The sequence below is a fragment of the Gordonia phthalatica genome (assembly GCF_001305675.1).
In the GTDB taxonomy this organism is placed as follows: domain Bacteria; phylum Actinomycetota; class Actinomycetes; order Mycobacteriales; family Mycobacteriaceae; genus Gordonia; species Gordonia phthalatica.
Genome location: NZ_CP011853.1, coordinates 2,486,890 through 2,513,188, shown reverse-complemented (window position 1 = coordinate 2,513,188; position 26,299 = coordinate 2,486,890). Strand labels below are relative to the sequence as shown.

The 26,299-nt window shown below is 65.9% G+C and carries 17 protein-coding genes and 3 rRNA genes; 19 read left to right on the top strand and 1 reads right to left on the bottom strand.

The features are described from left to right. The first annotated feature begins 13 nt into the window (after positions 1-13). From argF to xerD, 19 genes are all read left to right on the top strand, one after another. On the top strand, positions 14-952 hold the full coding sequence (gene argF / locus ACH46_RS11795; RefSeq protein WP_062393061.1) for an ornithine carbamoyltransferase: 939 nt from the start codon (positions 14-16) through the stop codon (positions 950-952). Then, positions 949-1,479 (top strand): arginine repressor, encoded by a 531-nt coding sequence (locus ACH46_RS11790; protein ID WP_226995598.1) that lies wholly within the window; start codon positions 949-951, stop codon positions 1,477-1,479. Before argF ends, ACH46_RS11790 begins: the two co-directional genes overlap by 4 nt. A gap of 135 nt (positions 1,480-1,614) precedes the next feature. After that, complete coding sequence (gene argH, locus ACH46_RS11785; protein ID WP_062393060.1) at positions 1,615-3,069, top strand: argininosuccinate lyase; 1,455 nt, start codon at positions 1,615-1,617, stop codon at positions 3,067-3,069. 301 nt (positions 3,070-3,370) lie between these two features. Beyond that, a complete protein-coding gene (locus tag ACH46_RS11780) occupies positions 3,371-6,370 on the top strand; it encodes an AMP-binding protein (RefSeq protein ID WP_062393058.1) in 3,000 nt (999 codons plus the stop codon). Between the two features lie 69 nt (positions 6,371-6,439). Further along, positions 6,440-6,658: a Trm112 family protein gene (locus tag ACH46_RS11775; RefSeq protein ID WP_062393056.1), complete on the top strand. Its 219-nt coding sequence runs from the start codon at positions 6,440-6,442 to the stop codon at positions 6,656-6,658. A gap of 8 nt (positions 6,659-6,666) precedes the next feature. Continuing rightward, on the top strand, positions 6,667-7,938 hold the full coding sequence (tyrS, locus tag ACH46_RS11770) for a tyrosine--tRNA ligase (protein ID WP_082399635.1): 1,272 nt from the start codon (positions 6,667-6,669) through the stop codon (positions 7,936-7,938). Positions 7,939-8,279: 341 nt separating this feature from the next. Further along, positions 8,280-9,800, top strand: a 16S ribosomal RNA gene (locus tag ACH46_RS11765). A 375-nt stretch (positions 9,801-10,175) separates the two neighbouring features. Then, positions 10,176-13,314, top strand: a 23S ribosomal RNA gene (locus tag ACH46_RS11760). Between the two features lie 135 nt (positions 13,315-13,449). Further along, positions 13,450-13,566: ribosomal RNA gene (gene rrf / locus ACH46_RS11755) — 5S ribosomal RNA — on the top strand. The 16S, 23S and 5S rRNA genes sit together here, the layout of an rRNA operon. A gap of 322 nt (positions 13,567-13,888) precedes the next feature. Beyond that, complete coding sequence (locus tag ACH46_RS11750; RefSeq protein ID WP_226995597.1) at positions 13,889-15,571, top strand: HAD-IIA family hydrolase; 1,683 nt, start codon at positions 13,889-13,891, stop codon at positions 15,569-15,571. Between the two features lie 12 nt (positions 15,572-15,583). Further along, complete coding sequence (locus tag ACH46_RS11745; protein WP_062393051.1) at positions 15,584-15,844, top strand: hypothetical protein; 261 nt, start codon at positions 15,584-15,586, stop codon at positions 15,842-15,844. Positions 15,845-15,883: 39 nt separating this feature from the next. Then, positions 15,884-16,783, top strand: a complete 900-nt coding sequence (locus tag ACH46_RS11740) for a TlyA family RNA methyltransferase (RefSeq protein WP_062395322.1) — start codon at positions 15,884-15,886, stop codon at positions 16,781-16,783. Positions 16,784-16,795: 12 nt separating this feature from the next. Continuing rightward, a complete protein-coding gene (locus tag ACH46_RS11735; RefSeq protein WP_062393049.1) occupies positions 16,796-17,764 on the top strand; it encodes an NAD kinase in 969 nt (322 codons plus the stop codon). A gap of 7 nt (positions 17,765-17,771) precedes the next feature. Next, on the top strand, positions 17,772-19,514 hold the full coding sequence (gene recN / locus ACH46_RS11730; RefSeq protein WP_062393047.1) for a DNA repair protein RecN: 1,743 nt from the start codon (positions 17,772-17,774) through the stop codon (positions 19,512-19,514). Positions 19,515-19,634: 120 nt separating this feature from the next. Next, complete coding sequence (gene steA / locus ACH46_RS11725) at positions 19,635-20,822, top strand: putative cytokinetic ring protein SteA (RefSeq protein WP_236995134.1); 1,188 nt, start codon at positions 19,635-19,637, stop codon at positions 20,820-20,822. Next, the gene (locus tag ACH46_RS11720; RefSeq protein ID WP_062393045.1) at positions 20,819-21,748 is read left to right on the top strand and encodes a copper transporter; all 930 of its coding nucleotides are present in this window, start codon (positions 20,819-20,821) and stop codon (positions 21,746-21,748) included. Before steA ends, ACH46_RS11720 begins: the two co-directional genes overlap by 4 nt. A gap of 178 nt (positions 21,749-21,926) precedes the next feature. Beyond that, positions 21,927-23,675: a CTP synthase gene (locus ACH46_RS11715; RefSeq protein WP_062393043.1), complete on the top strand. Its 1,749-nt coding sequence runs from the start codon at positions 21,927-21,929 to the stop codon at positions 23,673-23,675. Between the two features lie 13 nt (positions 23,676-23,688). Further along, positions 23,689-24,315, top strand: a complete 627-nt coding sequence (locus ACH46_RS11710; RefSeq protein ID WP_062393041.1) for an NUDIX domain-containing protein — start codon at positions 23,689-23,691, stop codon at positions 24,313-24,315. 10 nt (positions 24,316-24,325) lie between these two features. After that, positions 24,326-25,249: a site-specific tyrosine recombinase XerD gene (gene xerD / locus ACH46_RS11705; RefSeq protein ID WP_062393040.1), complete on the top strand. Its 924-nt coding sequence runs from the start codon at positions 24,326-24,328 to the stop codon at positions 25,247-25,249. A gap of 48 nt (positions 25,250-25,297) precedes the next feature. On the opposite strand, the gene ACH46_RS11700 is transcribed toward xerD, so the two are convergent. Continuing rightward, a complete protein-coding gene (locus ACH46_RS11700) occupies positions 25,298-26,203 on the bottom strand; it encodes an LLM class flavin-dependent oxidoreductase (RefSeq protein WP_062395318.1) in 906 nt (301 codons plus the stop codon). Between the last annotated feature and the right edge of the window lie 96 nt (positions 26,204-26,299).

The following is a 26,299-nucleotide window of genomic DNA, read 5'->3' as shown; positions in this document are numbered from 1 at the left end:
AGGCTCCACCCGCATGAGTGAAACCACCACCGTCCGGCACTTCCTGCGCGACGACGACCTCACGCCCGCCGAGCAGGCGGAGGTCCTCGCCCTCGCCGCCGAGATGAAGCGCGACCGCTTCGCCTTCCGCCCCCTCGAGGGTCCGCGCGCGGTCGGCGTCATCTTCGACAAGAACTCCACCCGCACCCGCTTCTCGTTCGAGGTGGGCATCAGCCAGCTCGGCGGTCACGCGGTCGTCGTCGACGGCGCCAACACGCAGATGGGGCGCGACGAGTCGTTCGCCGACACCGGCCGGGTGCTGTCCCGCTTCGTCGACGCCATCGTCTGGCGGACGTTCGGCCAGGACCGTCTGGAGGCCGTCGCCGAGTACTCGTCGGTGCCGGTCGTGAACGCGCTGTCCGACTCCTTCCACCCGTGCCAGATCCTCGCCGACCTGCAGACGATCATCGAACGCAAGGGCAAGGCCGCCGGATTGACGATGACCTACCTCGGCGACGCCGCCAACAACATGGCGCACTCGCTGATGCTCGGCGGTGTCACGGCAGGCATGCACGTGCGGATCAGCGGTCCCGCCGCCTTCCAGCCCGACCCCGAGGTCGTGGCGGCGACGCAGCGTCGCGCCGCGGAGACCGGGGGCAGCGTCGAGCTGATCTCCGATCCGATCGCCGCGGCCACCGGTGCCGACGTCCTCGTCACCGACACCTGGACCTCGATGGGGCAGGAGTCCGACGGACTGGACCGGGTCGGCCCGTTCCGCCCCTACCAGATCAACAGTGAACTCCTCGGCTACGCCGCGGACGATGCGATCGTCCTGCACTGCCTCCCCGCCCACCGCGGCGAGGAGATCACCGACGAGGTGATCGACGGGCCGGCGAGCGTCGTGTTCGACGAGGCCGAGAACCGCCTGCACGCACAGAAGGCGCTGCTGGCCTGGATCATGGAGCGAGCGTGAGCCGTCCGAACCCGGTGACCGCGAGCGACTCCGACCGGTCGGAGTCGGCGCGCCTCGCCGCCACGCGGGCCGGTCGACATGCGCGGATCGTCGAGATCCTGGCCGCCGAGCAGGTACGCAGCCAGGGGGAACTGCAACAGCGACTGTCAGAATTGGGGGTCGAGGCCACGCAGGCGACCATCTCGCGCGACCTCGAGGAGCTCGGCGCAGTGAAGCTGCGCGCCGCTGACGGGGGAGTCGGAGTGTACGTGGTGCCGGAAGACGGAAGTCCCGTTCGCGGAGTGTCCGGAGGCACCGACAAGGTATCCCGGCTGGTGTCCGAACTGCTGGTATCCACCGACTCGTCCGGCGACATGGCGGTCCTGCGCACGCCCCCGGGCGCCGCGGGATACCTGGCGAGCGCTCTCGACCGCGCCCGACTGCCCGGAGTGGTCGGGACCATCGCCGGTGACGACACCATCTTCGTCCTCGCCCGACGACCCCTGACCGGCGCCGACCTCGCCGCCCGCATCGAAGGCCTCGTCTAGCCTCCCTCGCCGGTTGAGTGCTCGTGCAGCCTCCCTCGCCGGTTGAGCGAGCGAAGCGAGTCGAAACCCGCCCCCGGCCCCCGATTACCCTCAGAACAAGCCGAACCACCACCACACCCGAGGAGTACCGCCCTCATGGCGACCGCCGACAACACCGCATCGACCACCCCCGACCACGAGGGGACCAACGAGGGCGCGCTCTGGGGCGGCCGGTTCGCTGACGGGCCCGCCGCCGCGATGGCGGCCTTGAGCAAGTCGACGCACTTCGACTGGGCGCTCGCGCCCTACGACATTCAGGCATCCAAGGCACACGCGCGAGTGCTGGCGAAGGCCGGGCTCCTCACCGAGGCTGACGCCGCGACCATGCAGGCAGGACTCGACCGCCTCGCAGCGGACGTCGCCGACGGCACGTTCCAACCGGCCGAGAGCGATGAGGACGTGCACGGCGCGCTCGAGCGCGGCCTGATCGAGCGGGTCGGTGCGGACGTGGGCGGTCGCCTCCGCGCGGGCCGGTCGCGCAACGACCAGGTCGCGACGCTGTTCCGGATGTGGCTGCGGGATGCCATGCGACGCGTGGGCGCCGGGGTCCTCGACCTCGCCGAAGCCCTCGTCTTCCAGGCTGCCGCCAATCCCGGCGTGGTGATGCCGGGCAAGACCCACCTGCAGGCGGCCCAGCCGGTCCTCCTCGGACACACTCTGATGGCGCACGCGCAGCCTCTGCTGCGCGACGTCGCACGCCTCGTCGACGCGGACCGTCGTGTCGCCGTCTCCCCGTACGGGGCCGGCGCCCTCGCGGGCTCGTCCCTCGGCCTGGACCCGGAGGCGATCGCCGCCGATCTCGGCTTCGACCGGGCCGCCGACAACTCCATCGACGCCACCAGTTCGCGCGACTTCGCGGCCGAGGCGGCCTTCGTCTTCGCGATGACGGCGGTCGACATGTCGCGTCTCGGCGAGGACGTGATCCTGTGGAGCACGCCCGAGTACGACTACGTGACGCTGGCCGATGCCTGGTCGACCGGCAGCTCGATCATGCCGCAGAAGAAGAACCCCGACGTCGCCGAGCTGGCGCGCGGTAAGGCCGGACGCATCATCGGCAACCTGACCGGGCTGCTCGCGACTCTCAAGGCGCAGCCGCTGGCCTATAACCGCGACCTGCAGGAGGACAAGGAACCGGTCTTCGACTCCGTCGCGCAACTCGAACTGCTGCTGCCCGCGATGGCGGGACTGGTCAGCACCCTGGTGTTCCATCCCGACCGGATGGCCGAGCTGGCGCCCGCCGGCTTCACCCTCGCCACCGACATCGCCGAATGGCTGGTCCGCGAAGGCGTTCCGTTCCGCGTGGCGCATGAGGTGGCCGGGGCGTGCGTGCGGGAAGCCGAGCAGCGCGGCGTCGGTCTCGACGAACTCGACGACGAGACGATGGCGGCGATCAATCCGGCGTTGACGCCGAAGGTCCGTGAGGTCCTCACCGTCACCGGGTCCATCGAATCGCGCAACGCACTCGGCGGTACGGCGTCGCCCCAGGTCCAGCGGCAGATCGAGGTGGCGACGGCGCGGATCGCTGAACTCCGCGCAGCACTGGACCGATAGAGACGCCAGCGCGGGTGTGTCTCGCGACACCACTCGACGCAACTGTGTGTAACCACTAGAGCGTGTCTCCCATATCCTTTTGCGGGTCTCGACGGCCAGATGCACGCCCGGCCGCGTTGTCGTCGGTCGACATAGCTACCGCTATGCCTCCCTCCTCCGCCTTGCCGGACGCACATCTGATCCGCCGATCCCTCGCAAGGGATATGGGAGACACGCTCTAGTAAACTGCACGCGTGCGTGTGGGGGATCGGATGTCGGTCGGCGCGCACAGGGGTTGAGCGGGACGGAGTATTCCACGGTGATGGGCTTGCCAGACGTCGGCGGTGCGGTCGGACGGATTGTTGCGACGGCGCAGAACGGACTCGAGGTCCTGCGGATGGGCGGTCTCGACACCGGGACCGAGCCCACGCCGTACAAGGTCGTCGAGACCGAGAAGATGTACCGGTTGCGCCGGTACTTCCCCGACGACCCGGGCGACGGCTGCGCGAACATCGTGCTGATCCCGCCGATGATGGTGTCGGCGAACGTCTACGACGTCACCCAGCAGAACGGCGCCGTCTCGGTGCTCCACCGCCACGGGGTGATTCCGTGGGTCGTCGACTTCGGGTCGCCCGACCACGAAGAGGGTGGCATGGAGCGCACCCTCACCGACCACGTCGTCGCGATCAGCCGCGTCATCGACCTCGTCCGCTCGGTCACCGGGCACGACGTCCACCTGGGCGGGTACTCGCAGGGCGGCATGTTCGCGTACCAGACCGCCGCCTATCGGCGGTCCAAGGGCCTCGCCAGCGTCGTCACCTTCGGCAGCCCGGTCGACGTCCTCGCCGCGCTTCCGCTCGGACTGCCCGCGAACCTCGTCGTCCCCGGCGCCGAGTTCGTCGCCGACAACGTCTTCAACCGGCTGTGGATCCCGAGTTGGCTGGCCCGCACCGGATTCCAGCTCGCCGACCCGGTCAAGACGGCCAAGAGCCGCATCGACTTCCTCCGCAAACTCCACGATCGCGACGCGCTGCTGCCCCGTGAGGATCAGCGTCGTTTCATCGAGCAGGAGGGCTGGGTCGCCTGGTCCGGTCCCGCCGTCGCCGAACTGCTCCGCCAGTTCGTCGTCCACAACCGCATGATGTCCGGCGGCTTCGTCATCGACGGCGAAGTGGTCTCGATGACGGAGATCACCTGCCCCGTCCTGGCGTTCGTCGGCGAGACCGACGACATCGGCCAGCCGCTCGCCGTGCGCGGCATCGTCCGCGCCGCGCCGCTGGCCGAGGTCTACGAGTCGGCGCTGCCGGTCGGTCACTTCGGTCTGGTCGTCGGATCCACCGCCGGCCGCCTCACCTGGCCGACGGTCGGGGAGTGGATTCAGTGGCGCGAGGGCAACGCCGACGAGCCCGAGAACATCGCGCCGATGAAGACCGACCGCACCGAGTCGGGAACCGGCATCAGCTGGACGAACCGACTCACCTACGGCGTCGGGCAGGTCGCCGGTGCGGGTACCGCGGTCTCGAAGGAACTCGTCGAGGCTGTCAACTCCCTGCAGCGCACCACCTGGGCGGTCGCCACCGAATCCGTGCGCACCGTTCCGAGGCTGTTCCGCCTCGGGCAGATCCAGCCGTCCACCCGCGTCTCGCTGGGCAAGCTCATGAGCGAGAACGCCAAGCGCACACCCCACGACGAACTGTTCCTCTTCGAGGACCGGATCCTCACCCACACCCAGGTCAACACCCGCATCGACAACGTGGTCCTCGGTCTCATCGAGAGCGGCATCCGACCCGGCGTCCACGTCGGCGTGATGATGGACCCGCGCCCGTCGGCGCTCGTGACCATCGCCGCGCTGTCACGGCTGGGCGCCGTCGCGGTGCTCATGTCGTCGAGCGACTCGCTTCCCGAGATGCTGACGATGGCCGAGACCCGGGTGATCGTGGCCGACCCGGATCACCTGGACCGTGCGGCGGCCGCCTGCGGTCGCGTCCTGGTCCTCGGCGGCGGCAGCGGCGACGCCCGCGTGATCGAACGCGCCGACGGCGAGCACATCGTCGACATGGAGAAGATCGACCCGAACCTGGTTCGTCGGCCGGCGTGGTACCGACCGGATCCCGGTTTGGCCGGCGACCTCGCGTTCGTCGTCTTCACCGAGACCCAGGGGCGCATCAATCGCTGGTCCATCACCAACCACCGGTTCGCCATGTCTGCGTTCGGTGCGGCCGCGGCCGCAGGCCTGAGCAACCGGGACACCGTGTACTGCTTGCCCCCGCTGCACCACGCCTCCGGCTTGCTCACCACCCTCGGCGCCACCGCGGCCGGACGGTCGCGCATCGCGCTCTCGACCGGGGTCGACCCGGCTCGCTTCTCCCGCGAGATCCGCCGGTACGGCGTCACCGTGGTCTCGTACACCTGGAACATGCTCGCCGAGATCATGGACGCGCCCGAGTTCGACGCGAGTCAACTCGGCACCGTCCGTCTGTTCATGGGCTCGGGAATGTCCTCGGGCCAGTGGACCCGGATTCGCGAGACCCTGCCGAACGCTCGCGTCCTCGAATTCTTCGCCACCGCGGACGGATCTGCGATCCTCGCCAACGTCGACGACAACAAGATCGGCTCGATGGGCCGCGCCCTGCCGGAGACCAACCCGGTGCGCGTCGCCGCGTACGACCCGATGACCGGCCGCATGGAGATCGACCGCGACACCGGCTTCATCCGCGAAGCCGGGCCGCGCGAGGTCGGCATGCTCGTCTCCCATGCGGGGCAGCGGTTCGAGGCCTCCGGGCTGGTGTTGCGCGACGTGTTCCGCCCGCACGACCGCTGGGAGGTCGGCGGCAGCCTGTTCCGCGCCGATGCCGACGGCGACCTCTGGTACATGGGATCCGCGGCCGGCGTCATCCAGAGCGCCGCCGGACCGATCTACCAGGTGCCGATCCAGCAGGCGCTGTCGATGGTCTCCGACATCAAACTCGCCGGCGTGTACGGGGTGGGCGAGCCCGGCAGCCAGATCGCGGTCGCCGTCGTGGAACTCCGCGAGGGCGTCACCTCGCTCACTCCGACCCAGATCCGTGTCGGCCTGGGTGAACTCCCGGCCGAGCAGCGTCCGCACCTGGTGTGGATCGCGGACTCCATTCCGCTGTCGGAGTCGTTCCGCATGATGACCAGCAAGATCGCCGCTCGCGGCATGCCCAAGCCGGGATCCAAGATCTGGTACCGCGACGCAGAGGGCCGCTACCGGCGCTACACGGCGACCGCCGCCGCGGCTATCGACTGGAGCTCGCCGACCGGTGTCGCCGCCGACGAGGAGACGTCCGTCTCCGAGTAGCCTGAGAGCCGACAGGATGTCGCCGCCGACCGCGGCGTGCGACTTGATCGACGAAACGAGTGGGAGCCGATGGCGACACGTGCCGAGGGCATGAATCCGGTGATGAGAGACCGGTTGGTGTGCCCCCAGGATCTGGGTGAACTGATCAATGCGGGAGACGAGCTGTATAACCCGCGTCTCCGGGTCGCCTATGCCATCGACGACAAGGGCATCCCGAACATGCTGATCGACAATGCGCGCTCGGTGTCCGACGAAGAGCACGAGCGCTTCACCGCGAAGGAAGCGTGAATCCACCCGTGGACCAGAACATCCTCGACGACCTCATCTGGCGCGGCCTGATCGGCCAGACCACCGACGAAGACGCACTGAGGAAGGCTCTCGACGAGCCGATCTCGCTGTACGCGGGATTCGACCCGACCGCGTCGAGCCTGCACGCCGGTCACCTGGTGCCGTTGCTGACGCTGCGCCGGTTCCAACTCGCCGGGCACCGCCCCGTCGTCCTGGCCGGAGGTGCCACCGGCCTCATCGGCGACCCCCGCGACGTGGGGGAGCGGACCATGAACTCCGCGGACACCGTCGCCGGTTGGGCCGACACGATCGTCGGCCAGCTCCAGCGATTCGTCACGATCGACGACTCCGCCAACGGTGCCGTCCTGGTCAACAACAACGATTGGACCGGGTCGCTCTCGACGATCGAATTCCTCCGGGACATCGGCAAGCACTTCTCGGTCAACGTCATGCTGGCCCGCGAGACGGTGAAGCGTCGACTCGAGTCCGACGGCATCAGCTACACCGAGTTCAGCTACCTGCTGCTCCAGTCCAACGACTACCTGCAGCTGTACCGGAAGTACGGCTGCATCCTGCAGATCGGTGGCTCCGACCAGTGGGGGAACATCGTCGGCGGCGTGGATCTGATCCGCAAGGTCGATGGCGGAAGCGCCCATGCGCTCACCGTTCCCCTCGTGACGTCGGCCGACGGAAAGAAGTTCGGCAAGTCCACCGGCGGTGGAAGCGTGTGGCTCGATCCGGAGCTCACCAGTCCGTACGCCTGGTACCAGTACTTCGTGAACACGGCCGACGCCGACGTCATCAAGTTCCTCAAGTGGTTCACCTTCCTCAGCAGGGAGGAGATCGAGGAACTCGAGAAGATCACCGAGGAGAAGCCCTTCCTCCGCGAGGCGCAGAAGCGTCTCGCCCAGGAGCTCACGACGCTGATCCACGGCGCCGACCAGACCGCAGCAGCCGAGTTGGCGAGCAAGGCGCTGTTCGGGCGAGCAGAACTCGCCGACCTCGACGAGGCGACGCTCGCCGCCGCGTTGGGGGAGACCGGCATCGCCGAGTTCTCCGCCGGTGCCGAACCGACCATCGTGGAACTCCTGGTTCAGTCCGGCCTCGCGGACAGCAACAAGGCCGCGCGCCGCGCGGTCGACGAAGGCGGTGCCTACGTCAACAACGTCAAGGTCACCGACGCCGACTGGAAGCCGGCCGCCGACGACCTGCTGTTCGGCCGCTGGCTGGTGCTCCGACGGGGTAAGAAGACCTTCGCCGGCGCCAAGATCGGTTCCTGAAGCACTCGTCTAGCGCGCTGACCTGGCGATTTGGCACTCATCGAAAAGAGTGTGTAGGTTATTCCAGGTCAGCGCGACAGGCGCTGGCGGTGAAAAGCCCGGTCACGGCGGCGAGTTGCACTCGTTCCGGTCGGCCGGGTAGAGTAGCGGTCCTGCACATCGCGGAGTTCCTGTTTTTCTTCACGGAGGTTCGGAGCGGTGCGGTTTGCGGGGATTGTTCCGGCCTGGTAGGTTGGAAAGGTCGCCTCGGAGACGGGGAGATCGACGTTATAACTACAGATGTCTGTTTGGTCAGGTTCTATTTTTCTGGCTTTGTGTTGAAACTTTTGTTTCTGCATTTTTTGTTGGAGAGTTTGATCCTGGCTCAGGACGAACGCTGGCGGCGTGCTTAACACATGCAAGTCGAACGGAAAGGCCCCTTCGGGGGTACTCGAGTGGCGAACGGGTGAGTAACACGTGGGTGATCTGCCCTGAACTCTGGGATAAGCCTGGGAAACTGGGTCTAATACCGGATATGACCTCGCATCGCATGGTGTGGGGTGGAAAGCTTTTGCGGTTTGGGATGGGCCCGCGGCCTATCAGCTTGTTGGTGGGGTAATGGCCTACCAAGGCGACGACGGGTAGCCGACCTGAGAGGGTGATCGGCCACACTGGGACTGAGACACGGCCCAGACTCCTACGGGAGGCAGCAGTGGGGAATATTGCACAATGGGCGCAAGCCTGATGCAGCGACGCCGCGTGAGGGATGACGGCCTTCGGGTTGTAAACCTCTTTCGCCAGGGACGAAGCGCAAGTGACGGTACCTGGAGAAGAAGCACCGGCCAACTACGTGCCAGCAGCCGCGGTAATACGTAGGGTGCGAGCGTTGTCCGGAATTACTGGGCGTAAAGAGCTCGTAGGCGGTTTGTCGCGTCGTCTGTGAAATTCTGCAACTCAATTGCAGGCGTGCAGGCGATACGGGCAGACTTGAGTACTACAGGGGAGACTGGAATTCCTGGTGTAGCGGTGAAATGCGCAGATATCAGGAGGAACACCGGTGGCGAAGGCGGGTCTCTGGGTAGTAACTGACGCTGAGGAGCGAAAGCGTGGGGAGCGAACAGGATTAGATACCCTGGTAGTCCACGCCGTAAACGGTGGGTACTAGGTGTGGGGCTCATTTCACGAGTTCCGTGCCGTAGCTAACGCATTAAGTACCCCGCCTGGGGAGTACGGCCGCAAGGCTAAAACTCAAAGGAATTGACGGGGGCCCGCACAAGCGGCGGAGCATGTGGATTAATTCGATGCAACGCGAAGAACCTTACCTGGGTTTGACATACACCAGACGCAGTCAGAGATGGCTGTTCCCTTGTGGTTGGTGTACAGGTGGTGCATGGCTGTCGTCAGCTCGTGTCGTGAGATGTTGGGTTAAGTCCCGCAACGAGCGCAACCCTTGTCCTGTATTGCCAGCGGGTTATGCCGGGGACTTGCAGGAGACTGCCGGGGTCAACTCGGAGGAAGGTGGGGATGACGTCAAGTCATCATGCCCCTTATGTCCAGGGCTTCACACATGCTACAATGGCGCGTACAGAGGGCTGCGAGACCGTAAGGTGGAGCGAATCCCTTAAAGCGCGTCTCAGTTCGGATTGGGGTCTGCAACTCGACCCCATGAAGTCGGAGTCGCTAGTAATCGCAGATCAGCAACGCTGCGGTGAATACGTTCCCGGGCCTTGTACACACCGCCCGTCACGTCATGAAAGTCGGTAACACCCGAAGCCGGTGGCCTAACCCCTTGTGGGAGGGAGCTGTCGAAGGTGGGATCGGCGATTGGGACGAAGTCGTAACAAGGTAGCCGTACCGGAAGGTGCGGCTGGATCACCTCCTTTCTAAGGAGCAAACAACACTCCAACGCTGGTGCCGAATGCGCATCGGGTTGGTGTTTGTTCATGGGTGAAACACAAGAAACCATCATGATGCCGGCCGGAGACAATATGTTTGCGGTTGGTGGTGGTCTGGTCTCGGTGACGAGACTGGTGAACGTGTTGGGGTTGGTGGGTGTGTGTTGTTTGAGAAGTGCATAGTGGATGCGAGCATCTAGCCCAACTTTCGGTTGGGTTGTGTGTTCTGCAATTTCGATTCTGGTTTGTGCGATTCGAGTCTTAGTGTTCGGGTTGTATGAATGATTTTTTGTTTTGAATGGTGTCCACATTCGCGCCTTGCCGGCTTTGTGGTGGTTGGTGGGGGTGTGTTTGTGGGTGTTGTTGTAAGTGTTTTAGGGCGTTCGGTGGATGCCTTGGTACCAGGAGCCGATGAAGGACGTGGTAGGCCGCGATAGTCCTCGGGGAGTTGTCAAACGAGCTGTGATCCGAGGGTGTCCGAATGGGGAAACCCAGCACGAGTGATGTCGTGTTACCCACCTGTGAATGTATAGCGGGTGTGGAGGGAACGTGGGGAAGTGAAACATCTCAGTACCCACAGGAAGAGAAAACAAAATGTGATTCCGTGAGTAGTGGCGAGCGAAAGCGGATGAGGCTAAACCATGCGTATGTGATACTCGGTAGGGGTTGTGCGTGTGGGGTTGTGGGGTGATCGTTGGGTGTTCTACCGGACATCCGGTCAGTGATAAATCATTATGTTAGGTGAAGTGGCCTGGAATGGTCTGCCGTAGTGGGTGAGAGTCCCGTAACTGAAAGCATGGTGACTGGCTTCGATTTTTCCCAAGTAGCAGCGGGCTCGTGGAATCTGCTGTGAATCTGCCGGGACCACCCGGTAAGCCTAAATACTTTCTGGTGACCGATAGCGGACTAGTACCGTGAGGGAAAGGTGAAAAGTACCCCGGGAGGGGAGTGAAATAGTACCTGAAACCGGACGCTTACAATCCGTCAGAGCCTTGCACTTTTGGTGTTGGGGTGATGGCGTGCCTTTTGAAGAATGAGCCTGCGAGTTAGTGCTCAGTGGCGAGGTTAACCCGTGTGGGGTAGCCGTAGCGAAAGCGAGTCTGAATAGGGCGTTTGAGTCGCTGGGTCTAGACCCGAAGCGGAGTGATCTACCCATGGCCAGGGTGAAGCAGAGGTAAGACTTTGTGGAGGCCCGAACCCACTTCAGTTGAAAATGGAGGGGATGAGTTGTGGGTAGGGGTGAAAGGCCAATCAAACTCCGTGATAGCTGGTTCTCCCCGAAATGCATTTAGGTGCAGCGTTGCGTGTTTCTTACTGGAGGTAGAGCTACTGGATGGCCGATGGGCCCTACTAGGTTACTGACGTCAGCCAAACTCCGAATGCCGGTAAGTGAGAGCGTGGCAGTGAGACTGCGGGGGATAAGCTCCGTAGTCGAGAGGGAAACAGCCCAGATCGCCGGCTAAGGCCCCTAAGCGTGTACTAAGTGGAAAAGGATGTGGGGTTGCTGAGACAACCAGGAGGTTGGCTTAGAAGCAGCCACCCTTGAAAGAGTGCGTAATAGCTCACTGGTCAAGTGATCCTGCGCCGACAATTTAGCGGGGCTCAAGTACACCGCCGAAGCCGCGGCACTCACACATTTCATCGGCTTCACCCTTTGGGGTGTTGTCTAGTGGTGTGGGTGGGTAGGGGAGCGTCCTGCATCCGTGGAAGCAGCGGAGTGATCCAGTTGTGGAGGGTGTGGGAGTGAGAATGCAGGCATGAGTAGCGAAAGACAAGTGAGAAACTTGTCCGCCGGATGACCAAGGGTTCCTGGGCCAGGTTAATCCGCCCAGGGTGAGTCGGGACCTAAGGCGAGGCCGACAGGCGTAGTCGATGGACAACGGGTTGATATTCCCGTACCCGTGTATCCGCGCCCAGTGATGAATCATCTGTACTAACCATCCAAAAGCCGTTTTTGATTTCTTCGGATTTCTCTGATGGTGGCTGCGTGGGACCTTGGGTGTAGTAGTCAAGCGATGGGGTGACGCAGGAAGGTAGCTGGGCCAACTGATGGAATAGTTGGTGTAAGCCTGTAGGGAGAGACATAGGCAAATCCGTGTCTCACATATCCTGAGAGGTGATGCGTAGCCGTTGAGGTGAATTCGGTGATCCTATGCTGTCGAGAAAAGCCTCTAGTGAGTTGGTACACGGCCCGTACCCCAAACCGACACAGGTGGTCAGGTAGAGAATACTAAGGCGATCGAGTGAACTGTGGTTAAGGAACTCGGCAAATTGCCCCCGTAACTTCGGGAGAAGGGGGACCACGATCGGTGACGACATTTTCTGTCTGAGCTGGTGGTGGTCGCAGAGACCAGAGAGAAGCGACTGTTTACTAAAAACACAGGTCCGTGCGAAGTCGTAAGACGATGTATACGGACTGACGCCTGCCCGGTGCTGGAAGGTTAAGAGGACCGGTTAATCAACTTTGTTGGTGAAGCTGAGAATTTAAGCCCCAGTAAACGGCGGTGGTAACTATAACCATCCTAAGGTAGCGAAATTCCTTGTCGGGTAAGTTCCGACCTGCACGAATGGCGTAACGACTTCTCTGCTGTCTCAACCACAGGCTCGGCGAAATTGCAGTACGAGTAAAGATGCTCGTTACGCGCGGCAGGACGAAAAGACCCCGGGACCTTCACTATAGCTTGGTATTGGTGTTCGGTGCGGTTTGTGTAGGATAGGTGGGAGACTGTGAAGCCGGCACGCTAGTGTTGGTGGAGTCGTTGTTGAAATACCACTCTGATCGTATTGGGCTTCTAACCTCGGACCCTGATCGGGTTCAGGGACAGTGCCTGGTGGGTAGTTTAACTGGGGCGGTTGCCTCCTAAAGTGTAACGGAGGCGCCCAAAGGTTCCCTCAGCCTGGATGGCAATCAGGTGTTGAGTGTAAGTGCACAAGGGAGCTTGACTGTGAGACGTACATGTCGAGCAGGGACGAAAGTCGGGACTAGTGATCCGGCACCGGCAAGTGGAAGCGGTGTCGCTCAACGGATAAAAGGTACCCCGGGGATAACAGGCTGATCTTCCCCAAGAGTCCATATCGACGGGATGGTTTGGCACCTCGATGTCGGCTCGTCGCATCCTGGGGCTGGAGTAGGTCCCAAGGGTTGGGCTGTTCGCCCATTAAAGCGGCACGCGAGCTGGGTTTAGAACGTCGTGAGACAGTTCGGTCTCTATCCGCCGCGCGCGTCTAGAAACTTGAGGAATCCTGTCCCTAGTACGAGAGGACCGGGACGGACGAACCTCTGGTGTGCCAGTTGTTCCGCCAGGAGCACTGCTGGTTAGCTACGTTCGGAAGGGATAACCGCTGAAAGCATCTAAGCGGGAAGCCTGTTCCAAGATGAGGTTTCTCACCCACCCTTTGGGTGGGGTAAGGCCCCCTACAGACTATGGGGTTGATAGGCCAGAACTGTAAGCACAGTAATGTGTTCAGGTGACTGGTACTAATCGGCCGAGGACTTACCAACAACACTCACCACCATTTTTCAAGGATTGGTGAGTCGGAGTTGACGACGCACAATCATAGGTTCGCGCATCCACTATGTACTTCTGAAACAACACACCAACCCCCGTGTGGGGTTGGGTGGATAGTTTCATAGAGTTACGGCGGCTATAGCGGTGGGGAAACGCCCGGTCCCATTCCGAACCCGGAAGCTAAGCCCACCTGCGCCGATGGTACTGCACTGTAATGGGTGTGGGAGAGTAGGACACCGCCGAACACAATTTCAGGAAAGCCCCTGACCACGACGTTGGTCAGGGGCTTTCCTCATGTTCGGGGTGTGGTTGCGTCCCTGCGTGCGGCGGTCTCGATACTCGACGTCGCTCACTACGTTCGCGTCGGCGAACTCGACCACCCTGGGTAGCGGCGGTCTCGACCAACCTATGTAGCGGCGCGACTGTCCAATTGGTAAGTCAGCACGTCAACGAATAGATTAGAAGGTTATGAGCGGTACAGGGAACGGCCGGAATTCGGGCGGTAAAAGGAATGGTCGTCGGCCGGCGGATCGGCACGATCCGAGTGAGCCGCGGATCCCGGAGGATGTGAAGGCGTCCGACCTCGACCCTGAAGTCCGCCGCGATCTGCAGGCCCTGGACAAGCAGACCGCGGACCGCGTGGCACGGCATCTCGTCATGGCATCCGACCTCCTCGAGGACGATCCCGAACTGGCTCTGGCGCACGCGCGCGCGGCCCGCGCACGAGCAGCCCGCATCGGTGTGGTCCGTGAGACGGCGGGCATCGTGGCGTACTCGGTCGGGGAATGGCAGGAAGCCGTCACCGAGCTGCGTGCAGCACGTCGGATGAGCGGCAGCGAAGCCCTGCTCCCGCTGATCGCCGACAGTGAACGCGGACTGGGACAACCGCAGCGTGCCGTGGACATCGCAGACAGCCCCGAAGGGCAGCAGCTCACGGGAGATGCGCTCCTCGAGATGATCATCGTGAAGGCCGGCGCACTGACCGACCTCGGCGATGCAGCGGGCGCCGTACGCGCATTCACGAGCCAGAACCTGACACCCGGCCGCACGGGAACCGAGGCGGCACGACTGTTCTTCGCGTATGCGTCTGCGCTCGAGGCAGCAGGTCGTCGAGCCGACGCGATCGCCTGGTTCCAGAACGCAGCGTCGGCGGACCTGGACGACGAGACCGATGCTGAGTTCCGGCTGATGGACCTCCTCGACGGTGAAGCGAGCCTGTCTCCGGAATTGACGGCGTCGAACGCTGACGCCTCGCTGCGGGACCTGTACGACGTCCTCCTCCTGGATCTCGATGGCACCCTCTACACCGGCAGCAAGGTGGTACCGGGCGCCGTCGAGGCAGTCGCAGCGGCCGACGGCGCCGCACTCTTCGTCACCAACAACGCCAGTCGAACGCCCGCTGAGGTCTGCGCGCATCTGGACGGCTTCGGATTCCCCGCCACCGAATCGCAAGTCGTGACCAGTGCCCAGGTCGGTGCCGATCTCCTCGTCGAGCGCCTGGAGGCGGGCTCCAAGGTGCTCGTCGTCGGTGCGGACGCACTTCGGGCTGAGGTCCGAGAACGAGGAATGACCGTCGTCGACTCTGCGGACGACCACCCCGCAGCGGTGGTGCAGGGGCACTCGCCTGACACCGGCTGGGCGCAACTGTCGGAGGCGGCCCTGGCCATTCGGCAGGGGGCGATCTGGATCGCCACCAACGTGGACACCACGCTCCCCACCGAACGAGGGCTTCTCGTCGGCAACGGCTCGATGGTCGCCGCGGTCGCGACGGCGACCGGCGTCGCACCGACTGTCGCGGGCAAACCTGCGGCACCGATCATGGAGTCGGCCCTCAGTCGTTCGAATGCGCAGCGCCCGTTGATGATCGGCGACCGGCTGGACACCGACATCGAAGGCGCCCACACCGCTGGAATCGACAGTCTCCTGGTCCTCGGCGGAGTGACGACCGGTGTCGAACTGCTCGCCGCACGCCCGGAGCAGCGTCCCACCTATGTCGCCGCAGGCCTCGGAGCGCTCGACGATCCGGCGACGCAGTCGGTGATCGGGCCGCGCCCGGAGTGGTACGTGGAAGTCAATACGCAGCACGTCTCCGTCAGCTCTCGGGGCGCGGGAACCGTCGCGGGTCTCGCGGCCGCCCTGGCGAACGCCGTGTGGACGGCGGACGTCGGCGAGTTCGATCTGAAGATCGCAGCGGAGGACGACGCCTCCGCCGAGGCGCTCACCGAACTCGGTCTTTCGGCCCTGCGTTAGCCTGGAGGGGCTATGACCGACTCGAACCCGCCCCGTCCAGGACCCTCGCCCGCCGCCCTCGCCGCCGATGCGGCGATTCGCAACGCGGGACCCGGCGAGCCACGCGAGCACCCGTCCATCATTGCGGCGGAGGAGCTCCTCGTCGAGGCGGCGATGGTGCGCGAGACGGCCGACGACGAGTTCGATCTCGGCGCCCTCGCACGGCAGGCAGAGGTGCTGACACAGGCACACGATCGGCTGTCGGCGGCGTTGGAAGACGCCGGCCGTGGCTGACCGCGCGCACCGTCCCGACAGTCCAGAGAAGAGGCGATGATGGCGGCTCGCGCACGGCTCGATGCCGAACTGGTTCGACGAGGCCTCGCACGATCACGCGAACAGGCCCGGGAGTACATCGACTCCGGGTTCGTGAAGGTGAACGGCGCGGTCGCGACGAAAGCCGCGACCAACGTCGCGAAGGACACCCCGCTGGTGGTGAGCGAACCGGACACCGATCACTGGGCATCTCGTGGCGCGCACAAACTCCTCGGAGCACTGGAGGCCTTCGAGCCACAGGGCGTGTCGGTCGACGGCAAACGCTGCCTCGACGCCGGCGCCTCGACCGGCGGCTTCACCGACGTCCTCCTGCGTCGCGGCGCTCGCGAAGTGGAAGCCGTCGACGTCGGCTACGGCCAGCTGGTCTGGAAGCTGCAGTCCGACGATCGCGTGCACATCCATGACAGAACCAACGTCCGACACCTGACTCCGGAGACGATCGGGGGACCGGTCGACCTCATCGTCGGCGATCTCTCGTTCATCTCGCTGAAACTGGTGCTGCCCGCCCTCGCGTCCTGCCTGCGTCCCGGCGGTGACGCCCTGCCGATGGTGAAGCCGCAGTTCGAGGTCGGCAAAGACCGTGTCGGACACGGCGGAGTGGTGCGGGATCCGGATCTGCGCGCCGACGCGGTGGAGGCGGTGGCAGCGATGGCGGCATCTCTCGGACTCCAGACCCGCGACGTCGTCGCGAGTCCACTGCCCGGACCGTCCGGAAACGTCGAATTCTTTCTCTGGCTGCATCGACCCCTCGACTCCGAGACCGACGACGCTCCCGACGAGCAGACGTCGGCCGCCGGGGATACCGTTGACGGTGAAACCGCCGCACGCTGGAAAGACCCCGAGGAGGGGCGGCGTGTCCGTGCGTTGATCGATCGTGCCGTCGCCGACGGACCACAGTAGGAAGGGACTGACATGGATCAGCCGAAGCCCGCCTCCGACGGAGGCCGGACCTTCCTGGTCGTGGCGCACACCGGTCGCGACGAGGTCACCAAGACGCTCGTGACGATCGCCCGACGCTGCGGCGAGGCCGGCATCGCCGTCCGCGTGGTGGACCACGACACCCGACGCCCCGCGCCCCCGTACGTCCAGACGCATCCCGTCGACCCGGAGATGCTTCGGGATGCCGGCGCCGAGGTTGAGGTGGCGCACGCCGACTCCGCGTCCGCACAGGGCTGCGAACTGGTGATCGTCCTCGGCGGCGACGGAACGTTCCTGCGCGCCGCCGAACTCGCATACCCCGCCGGAGTGCCGCTCATGGGCATCAACCTCGGGCACATCGGCTTCCTTGCCGAAGCCGAAGCGCACCGGATCGACGAAGTCCTCGACCGACTGATCGGCGGCGAGTACCGCGTCGTGGACCGCATGGTCCTCGACGTCGCCGTCATCGACTCCGGCTCCGACGAGCCCCGCGTCCGGGACTGGGTCCTCAACGAGGTCACCGTCCAGAACACGTCGCACAACGGCGTGCTGGAACTGGTGACCGAGGTCGACGGACGGCCGGTGGCCGCCTACGGTGCCGACGGCATCCTCGTGTCGACGCCCACCGGGTCCACCGCCTACGCGTTCTCCGCAGGCGGTCCCGTGATGTGGCCGGACCTGGAGGCGATCCTCGTCGTACCGAGCAATGCGCACGCTCTGTTCGCCCGTCCCATGGTGACCAGCCCGCGGTCGCGAGTGGCCGTCGAAGTGGACCGCGACGGCCGCGACGCCGTCGCACTGTGCGACGGTCGACGCATCATCGACGTCCCGGCCGGTTCGCGCGTCGAAGTGGTGCGCGCACAGCGTTCCCTCCGCTGGGTCCGCATCGACTCCGAGCCGTTCGCCGACCGGCTGGTCACGAAGTTCTCGCTGCCGGTCACCGGTTGGCGCGGAAGGAGCTGAATCCCACTTGCTGGAAGAACTGTCGATCCGCAGTCTCGGAGTCCTCGAATCCGCGAACGCCCAGTTCCATCCCGGTTTCACGGTGCTGACCGGCGAGACCGGCGCAGGCAAGACGATGATCGTGACGAGCCTCCGGCTGCTGTCCGGCGGTCGTGCCGACGCCGGACGTGTCCGCACCGGCGACGCGAAAGCCGTCGTCGAAGGACGATTCCGGCTACCGGAAGACCGCTCGGCCATCGCCGACGTCCTGGAGGACTCGGGCGCCGAGGTCGATGACGACGACACCCTGATCGCCGCTCGCACCGTGAACGCCGACGGCCGCTCGCGGGCCCACCTCGGCGGGCGGTCGGTGCCGGTCGGCACCCTCGGCCAGCTGACGGGCGAACTCCTGGCGATCCACGGCCAGAACGACCAGCTGCGCCTGATCCGACCCGAACAGCAGCGCGGGGCCCTCGACCGCTACGCGGGCAGCAGCGCGGCGTCGACCCTCAAGAAGTACCGGGCTGCCCGCGCCGACTGGGTGGCGGTGCTCGACGAACTGGACCGACTGCGCGCCAACTCCCGCGAGATCGCGATGGAGGCCGACCGCCTGCGGTTCGGCGTCGACGAGATCGACGCCGTCGCACCGGAACCGGGGGAGGACGCCGACCTGATCGCGACCGTCCGGCGGATGACGGACCTGGAAGACATCCGACGCACCGCGGTCACCGCGCAGGAGATCGTCGCCGGTGCCGAGGGGGCCTCCGTGATCGACGGGCTGGGAACGGTCCGTTCGCTGCTGGAGTCGGCGTCCGACGACGCGCTGCGTGAACTGCAGCCGCGGGTGGCCGAAGCACTGACCGTCGTCACCGACCTCGGCGCAGAGTTGACCTCCTACCTGGGCGGCCTCCCCGAGGACGCCGGTGATCTGGATGCGCTGCTCAACCGGCAGGCGGAATTGAAGTCGCTCACCCGCAAGTACGCCGCCGACATCGACGGCGTCCTCGCCTGGCGTGACGAGGCACAGCAGCGACTCGCCCAGATCGAGGACCCCGAAGGCGCCGTCGAAGAACTCGAAGCGAAGGCCGCGGCGGCGCGCGAGAAGGTCGCCGAGTTGGCGACCAAGCTGCACGGGCAGCGCACCAAGTACGCGAAGAGCCTCGCGACCAAGGTCTCCGCCGAGTTGGCGGGACTCGCGATGGGCGGCAGCGCACTGGCCGTCTCCGTGTCCCTCCTGCCTGCCGACGACGAGCGCCTGGCCGTCGAGATCGACGGTCGCCGAGCACACGCGGGCGGCGACGGCGTCGACCGCGTCGAGTTCGGTCTGGTCGCGCACAAGGGTGCCGCTCCGCTGCCCATCGCCAAGTCGGCGTCCGGCGGCGAACTCTCCCGCGTCATGCTGGCGCTGGAGGTGGTCCTCGCGGAACCCGATTCCGGTGGCGTGATGGTCTTCGACGAGGTGGACGCCGGCGTCGGCGGTGCCGCGGCCGTGCAGATCGGCGCGCGCCTGGCACGACTGGCCCGACGACACCAGGTGATCGTCGTGACCCACCTGCCGCAGGTCGCGGCCTTCGCCGACAACCATCTCGTCATCGGCAAGTCCGGTGGCGGCGAGCGCGGACGCCAGACGTCCACGCTGACGACGCTCAGCCGAGATGAACGTGTCGCGGAACTCGCGCGCATGCTCGCCGGTCTCGGTGACTCGGAGACCGGCCGCGCCCACGCGGAGGAACTCCTGTCGACGGCGGAACAGGCGCGCGCCGAGAACTGACGCATCCCGGCGTCCGGGACCGTTAGATACCTCGTGTTGCAAATGTTACGAAAGTTGATGGTGATACGGCGCGCCTCCGTGTGACTCCTGAGTCTCACGGTCACTATGGGACTCATGAGGATGCCTGCCCTGCTCTCGCGGAACACCGAAGAACTCCCTGGAATCACGGGCATCGCCCGTATCGACAAGAACGCCAAGAGACTCGCCGGACGCGTGGATCACGGGGCCATCGTGATCCTCGATCAGGTGGACCTCGATCGCGTCACCGCCGACGCGCTCGTCGAAGCCGAAGTGGCCGCGGTGGTGAACGTGTCCAAGTCCATCACCGGCCGCTACCCGAATCTCGGCCCCGAGGTGCTGGCCGCCTCCGGCATCCCGCTGGTCGACAACGTCGGCAGCGAGGTCTTCGCACGCGTCAAGGACGGCGCGCGCGTTCGGCTGAACGAGGGCAAGCTCTACATCGGCGAGCGGGTCGTCGCCCGCGGCGAGGTGCTCGGTGAGCGCGAGGTCGCCGACCTGATGCTCGACGCGAAGACCGGGCTCGTCGACCACCTCGAGGCGTTCTCGGGCAACAGCATCGAGTTCATCCGCAGCGAGTCGCCGCTGCTCATCGACGGTGTCGGCGTTCCGAAGGTCAACGTCAGCTTCGACCGTCGCCACGTGGTGATCGTCGCCGACGGTGCCGATCGCGCCGTCGACCTCAAGTCGCTGAAGCCGTTCATCAAGGAGTACCAGCCGGTGCTCGTCGGCGTGGGTGCCGGAGCAGACACCCTGCTGAAGGCCGGCTACCGGCCCGCGGTGATCGTGGGCGATCCCGACGACATCAGCACCGAGGCGCTCAAGTCGGGTGCCGAAGTGGTCCTGCCCGCCGACCCCGACGGTCATGCGCCTGGCCTGGAGCGCATCCAGGACCTGGGCATCGGCGCCACCACGTTCCCCGCTGCGGGCACCGCACCCGACCTGGCACTGCTGCTGACCGACTTCCACGGCGCCGACCTCATCGTGACCGCGGGCTACAGCGGTTCTCTCAACGACTTCTTCGATCGCACACTGCGCGATCAGATCCCGTCGCAGTTCCTGACCCGGCTCAAGGTCGGGCCCAAGCTCGTCGACGCGAAGGCCGTCGCCACGCTGTACCGGAGCCGGGTCAGCGGTGCGCTGATCGCGATGCTGATGATCGCGGCGCTGATCGCCATCATCGCCGCCGTCGTCATCACCCAGGGCGGCGGTGCCGCGGCCAGCGACTGGATCGTCGACCAGTGGAACGCGCTGACCGGCTGGGTCAGCGGGGTGTGGAACTCGAAATGATCTCTCTGCGTCAGCATGCAATATCGCTGATCGCGGTCTTCCTGGCCCTGGCCCTGGGACTGTTCCTGGGGTCGGGGTTCATCGGTGACCGCATGAACGCGCTGACCGGAACCGATCGCGACAAGATCGGGAACCTTCAAGACGAGCGCGACGCACTCGACAAGCAGGTCGGCAACGACACGGCCTTCATCAAGGGCGTCTCGCCGCGGTTGATCAAGGGCGTGCTCGCCAAGCAGAGCGTTCTGGTCGTCACCGCCCCCGATGCGGCCGACTCCGACGTCGAAGCCGTCAAGGGCCTGGTCAACGACGCCGGCGGCACCACCGCGGGCCAGATCGCCTTGACCACGACGCTGGTACGCGACGAGCAGGCGTCGAAGCTGCAGACCGTCATCGACCAGTCGATTCCCACCGGAGCGCAGTTGCGCGCGCAGTTCACCGACTCGGGATCCCGCCTCGGCGACCTGCTCGGCGTGACGCTGCTGTCCCGAGACGGCGAGAGCACCACGTCGGACGGCGACCGGACCACAGCGCTGCAGACCCTCGGTCAGGGCGGTTTCATCGAGTACGCGGCAGGTTCCATCAAGCCCGCGACGCTGGTGCTGGTGGTGACCGGCGGCGAGATGTCCTCGGACTCCGGTGCCCAGGGCCAGTTCATCGCACGGTTCGCCGCCGCGGTCGCCTCCCGGGGTGCGGGCGGGGTGCTCGCCGGACGGACCGGTTCGGCCGCGGGCGGTTCGCCGCTCGGCGTCGTGCGCTCGGATCCGTCGCTGAACAACGCGGTCAGCACGGTCGACAACCTCGACCAGCAGACCGGACAGGTGACGTCGGTGCTGGCCCTCGGTGAGGAGTCGCACGGCCGCACCGGAGCCTTCGGCACCGGACCGGGTGCCACGGTGATCACGGTCGGAGCCGCCGCCGAGAAGTGACAGCCTGACGGCGGGAGCCCGCGAGGTCTTCCGTGGCGAGCAGTGGACACCGGGTGCGACACACCGAATCACCCCGGAGTTCACTGCTCGTTCCAGCTTTGATCGGAAGTGCTGTTACGCTGAAGTCCCGTAGGTATTCAGGATTCGCTCAGGCTTGAACCGCCCGACGGGAGTTACATTGCGATCATTGCGTGACCAGCACGCCGTTCCCAAGCACATCTTCGTGACAGGCGGAGTCGCCTCGTCGCTCGGCAAGGGCCTCACCGCCTCGAGCCTGGGACAACTTCTCACCGCCCGCGGCATGCGGGTCACCATGCAGAAGGTCGACCCGTACCTGAACGTCGACCCGGGCACCATGAACCCGTTCCAGCACGGCGAGGTCTTCGTGACCGAGGACGGTGCCGAGACCGACCTGGACGTCGGCCACTACGAACGCTTCCTGGACCGCAACCTGTCGGGATCGGCCAACGTCACCACCGGCCAGGTCTACTCGACCGTCATCGCCAAGGAACGTCGCGGCGAATACCTCGGCGACACCGTCCAGGTGATCCCGCACATCACCGACGAGCTCAAGAGCCGGATGATGGCGATGCACGCCGCCGACGCCAGCGGCGAGGAACCCGACGTCGTCATCACCGAGATCGGCGGCACCGTCGGCGACATCGAATCGCAGCCCTTCCTGGAAGCCGCGCGCCAGATCCGCCACGACCTCGGTCGCGACAACGTCTTCTTCCTGCACGTCTCCCTGGTGCCCTACCTGGCGCCGTCGGGCGAGCTCAAGACCAAGCCCACCCAGCATTCGGTGGCCGCCCTGCGAAGCATCGGCATCCAGCCCGACGCCCTGATCCTGCGCTGCGACCGCCCCGTGCCGGAGCCGCTGAAGAAGAAGATCGCGCTGATGTGCGACGTCGACATCGACGGCTGCATCTCGACTCCCGATGCGCCGTCGATCTACGACATCCCCAAGGTGCTGCACTCCGAGCAGCTCGACGCCTACGTGGTGCGCCAGCTCGGGCTGCCCTTCCGCGACGTCGACTGGACCGTGTGGGGCGACCTCCTGGACCGCGTCCATACCCCGCGCGAGACGGTCCGGGTCGCGCTCGTCGGCAAGTACATCGACCTGCCCGACGCCTACCTGTCGGTCACCGAGGCGATCCGCGCCGGCGGTTTCGCACACCGCACCCGTACCGAGATCTCCTGGGTCCCGTCCGACGACTGCGAGACCAAGGAGGGCGCGCACGCCGCCTTGCGCGATGTCGACGCGGTCCTGGTGCCCGGCGGCTTCGGCATCCGCGGCATCGAGGGCAAACTCGGCGCCATCCGCTACGCCCGCGAGAACGGCATCCCGCTGCTCGGCCTGTGCCTCGGCCTGCAGTGCGTCGTCATCGAGGCCGCCCGCCAGGTGGGCCTGGCCGACGCCAGCTCGACCGAGTTCGACCCCGACACGACGACCCCGGTCATCGCGACCATGGCCGACCAGGAAGCCGCCGTCGCCGGTGACGCCGACCTCGGCGGCACCATGCGCCTGGGTGCCTACCCGGCCACGCTCGTCGCCGGGTCGCAGGTGGCGCGCGCCTACGGAACAACCGACGTCAGCGAGCGTCACCGGCACCGCTTCGAGGTCAACAACGCCTACCGCGAGCAGATCTCCGAGTCGGGTCTCGTCTTCTCCGGTACGTCGCCCGACGGTCGTCTCGTCGAGTTCGTCGAGTACCCGAAGGACGTGCACCCGTTCTTCGTCGCCACACAGGCGCACCCGGAGCTGAAGAGCCGTCCCACCCGTCCGCACCCGCTGTTCAAGGCGTTCATCGAGGCCGCGATCAAGTACAAGACTGCAGTCCGACTGCCCGTCGAGCTCGACGGCTACGACGCGACCGACGTCGCCGAGACCGTGGAGACCCCGGTCGCCGTCGCCGACGGCGAGTGAGGGGCCCGCAGGCATGACGGAGCAGGGATCGCACGAGTTCGTCACTCGCTCGTCCGAAGTCGAGTACACGGGTGCGATCCTGGCGTTGCGCGTCGACGAGGTCGAGATGCCGGGCGGACGACTCGCCAAACGCGAAGTGGTGGAGCACCACGGTGCGGTGGCGGTCGTCGCCCGCGACGCGGATGGTCGGATCGCGATGATCCGGCAGTACCGGCACCCCGTCGGACGGCGACTGCTGGAGTTGCCCGCCGGGTTGCTCGACGGGGGACCGGACGAGGATCCGCTGAGTGCCGCGCAACGGGAACTGGCGGAGGAGACCGACCTGGCCGCCGATCGCTGGCGGGTGCTCGTCGACCTGGTCGTCTCGCCGGGATTCACCGACGAGGCGCTCCGTGTCTACCTCGCCGAAGGGTTGCACCAGCTCGATGCTGCGGAACGCGAAGACGAGGAAGCCGATCTGGTTCTGGAATGGGTGCCGCTGGCAGAGGCGGTGCGCCTGGCTCTGTCGGGCGAGATCGTGAACGCGACGGCTGCGGCAGGTGTCCTCGCCGTCGCAGCGGCGGAGTCGACCGGCACCGTCCTGCGCGCGACCGACGCCCCGTGGCGGGACCAACCCACCGCCTTCGCCGGTCGCAGCTGACGGCGCGTCCATGGCCGCCACCGTCGACGACGCGATCGCCCGCTACCTCGATCACCTGACCGTGGAACGCGGATCGGCGGCCAACACCATCGCCTCCTACACGCGGGATCTCCGACGCTACGAGGTGTTCCTGACGGGTCGCGGGATCACCTCGATGTCGGCCGTCACCGAGGCCGACGTCCGCGATTTCCTCGTCGCGCTCCGTCGCGGCGACCCCGACAGCGGAGTCCGCGGACTCGCCGACTCCTCGGTCGCTCGCACGCTGGTCGCGGCGCGCGGGTTCCACAAGTTCTGTGCGGCCGAAGGAATGACCGAGACCGACGTCGCGCACGCGGTGTCGCCGCCGAAACCCGCTCGGCGGCTGCCGAAGGCGTTGCCGGTCGACGACGTTGTGAAGATCCTCGACGCTGCCGGGATCGGCGACGGGCCCAGAAGCCTGCGCGATCGGGCGCTCGTCGAGCTGCTGTACAGCTGCGGCGCTCGCATCTCGGAGGTCACCTCCCTCGACATCGACGATCTGGACCTGGAGCATCGGGCCGTCGTCCTGCGCGGAAAGGGCGGCAAGGAGCGGATCGTCCCGGTCGGCGGCCCGGCGATCGACGCCGTCAACGCCTACCTGGTACGCGGTCGACCCGCGCTGATCAAGAAGTTCACGCCCGCGGTGTTCCTGAACGTCCGCGGCGGTCGGCTGTCGCGGCAGAGCGCGTGGCAGGTCCTGGTCGACGCCGCCGAGCGGGCCGGCGTCGACAAGGAGGTGTCGCCGCACACGCTGCGCCACAGCTTCGCCACCCATCTGCTCGACGGCGGCGCGGACGTCCGTGTGGTCCAGGAACTGCTGGGCCACTCGTCGGTGACGACGACGCAGGTCTACACGCTCGTCACGGTCAACACGATGCGCGAGGTGTACGCGACCGCGCATCCGCGGGCACGGTAGCGGGCGGCAACCGCGCGGTGGGATCCCTCTCCACGCGTTCGGCTCCGGTCAGTACGGCTGCTGCCTGGCCTGCGCCACGAGCTCCCGCGTGGCCGGCGCGACCTGCGTGCCGATGACCTCGATCTCGTCGGCGTCGTCGGTGGCGAAGATGAAACCGGTGATGTCGTGCTCGGCGGTGAGCGCGGCCAGGTCCTGCGCCCACGACTCCGGCGGGCCGCTCAGGATGCCGTCGCGGGTGTCGGTGAAGTGGCCACCGAGATTGAGATACCGACGGATGTCGGTCGGCTCGCGGCCGACGGAGGCGGCCGCCGCATCGATGGTCGCGTTCAACGCGGTGAGGTCGTCGATCCCGTTCTTCAGGTAGCTGAGCGACGGCAGCCAGCCGTCGCACGTCCGGCCGACCAGGTCGAGCATGCGCGGGCCGTACGCGCCCACGGTGATCCCGATGCGGTGCGCCGGTGCCGGGCCGCGCTTGGCGCCGTCGATCGGATAGAAGTCGCCGGGCAGATGCACGCCGCCGCGGGTCGAGGTGTCCCACAGGGCCCGCATCACGCCGATTGCCTCCTCCAGGGCGCGACGACCTTCGCCGGGCGTCCTTCGCGGCCCGCCCATCGCCGCGATCGCGTCGCCGAAGGCTCCGGCGCCCAACGCGATCTCGCAGCGGCCGTTCGACAGCAGATCCAGGCTCGCCGCCGCACGAGCGAGGACGGCGGGTGGGCGCAACGGCAGGTTGAGGACGTTCCCGGACAGCAGGACGCGCTCGGTGCGGGCCGCGATGTAGCTCAGCAGGGTCCACGTGTCGAGGAACGCCGGCTGATACGGATGATCCTGGATGGTCACCATGTCGATGCCGGCGTCCTCCGCGGTCAGTGCCAGATCGACCGCTTGCCGGGGTGCGTCGGATGCGCCTGTGATGAAGACACCGAACTGGAGATCGAGACCGTGATCGCTCATGGTCGCCACCATACGGTGACGACCGGATCCAGGCGCGTCATCCGCACCACTTCTGTCTGCCGCACTCGGTCGCGACCCAGTGCGGGAGACAGGAGC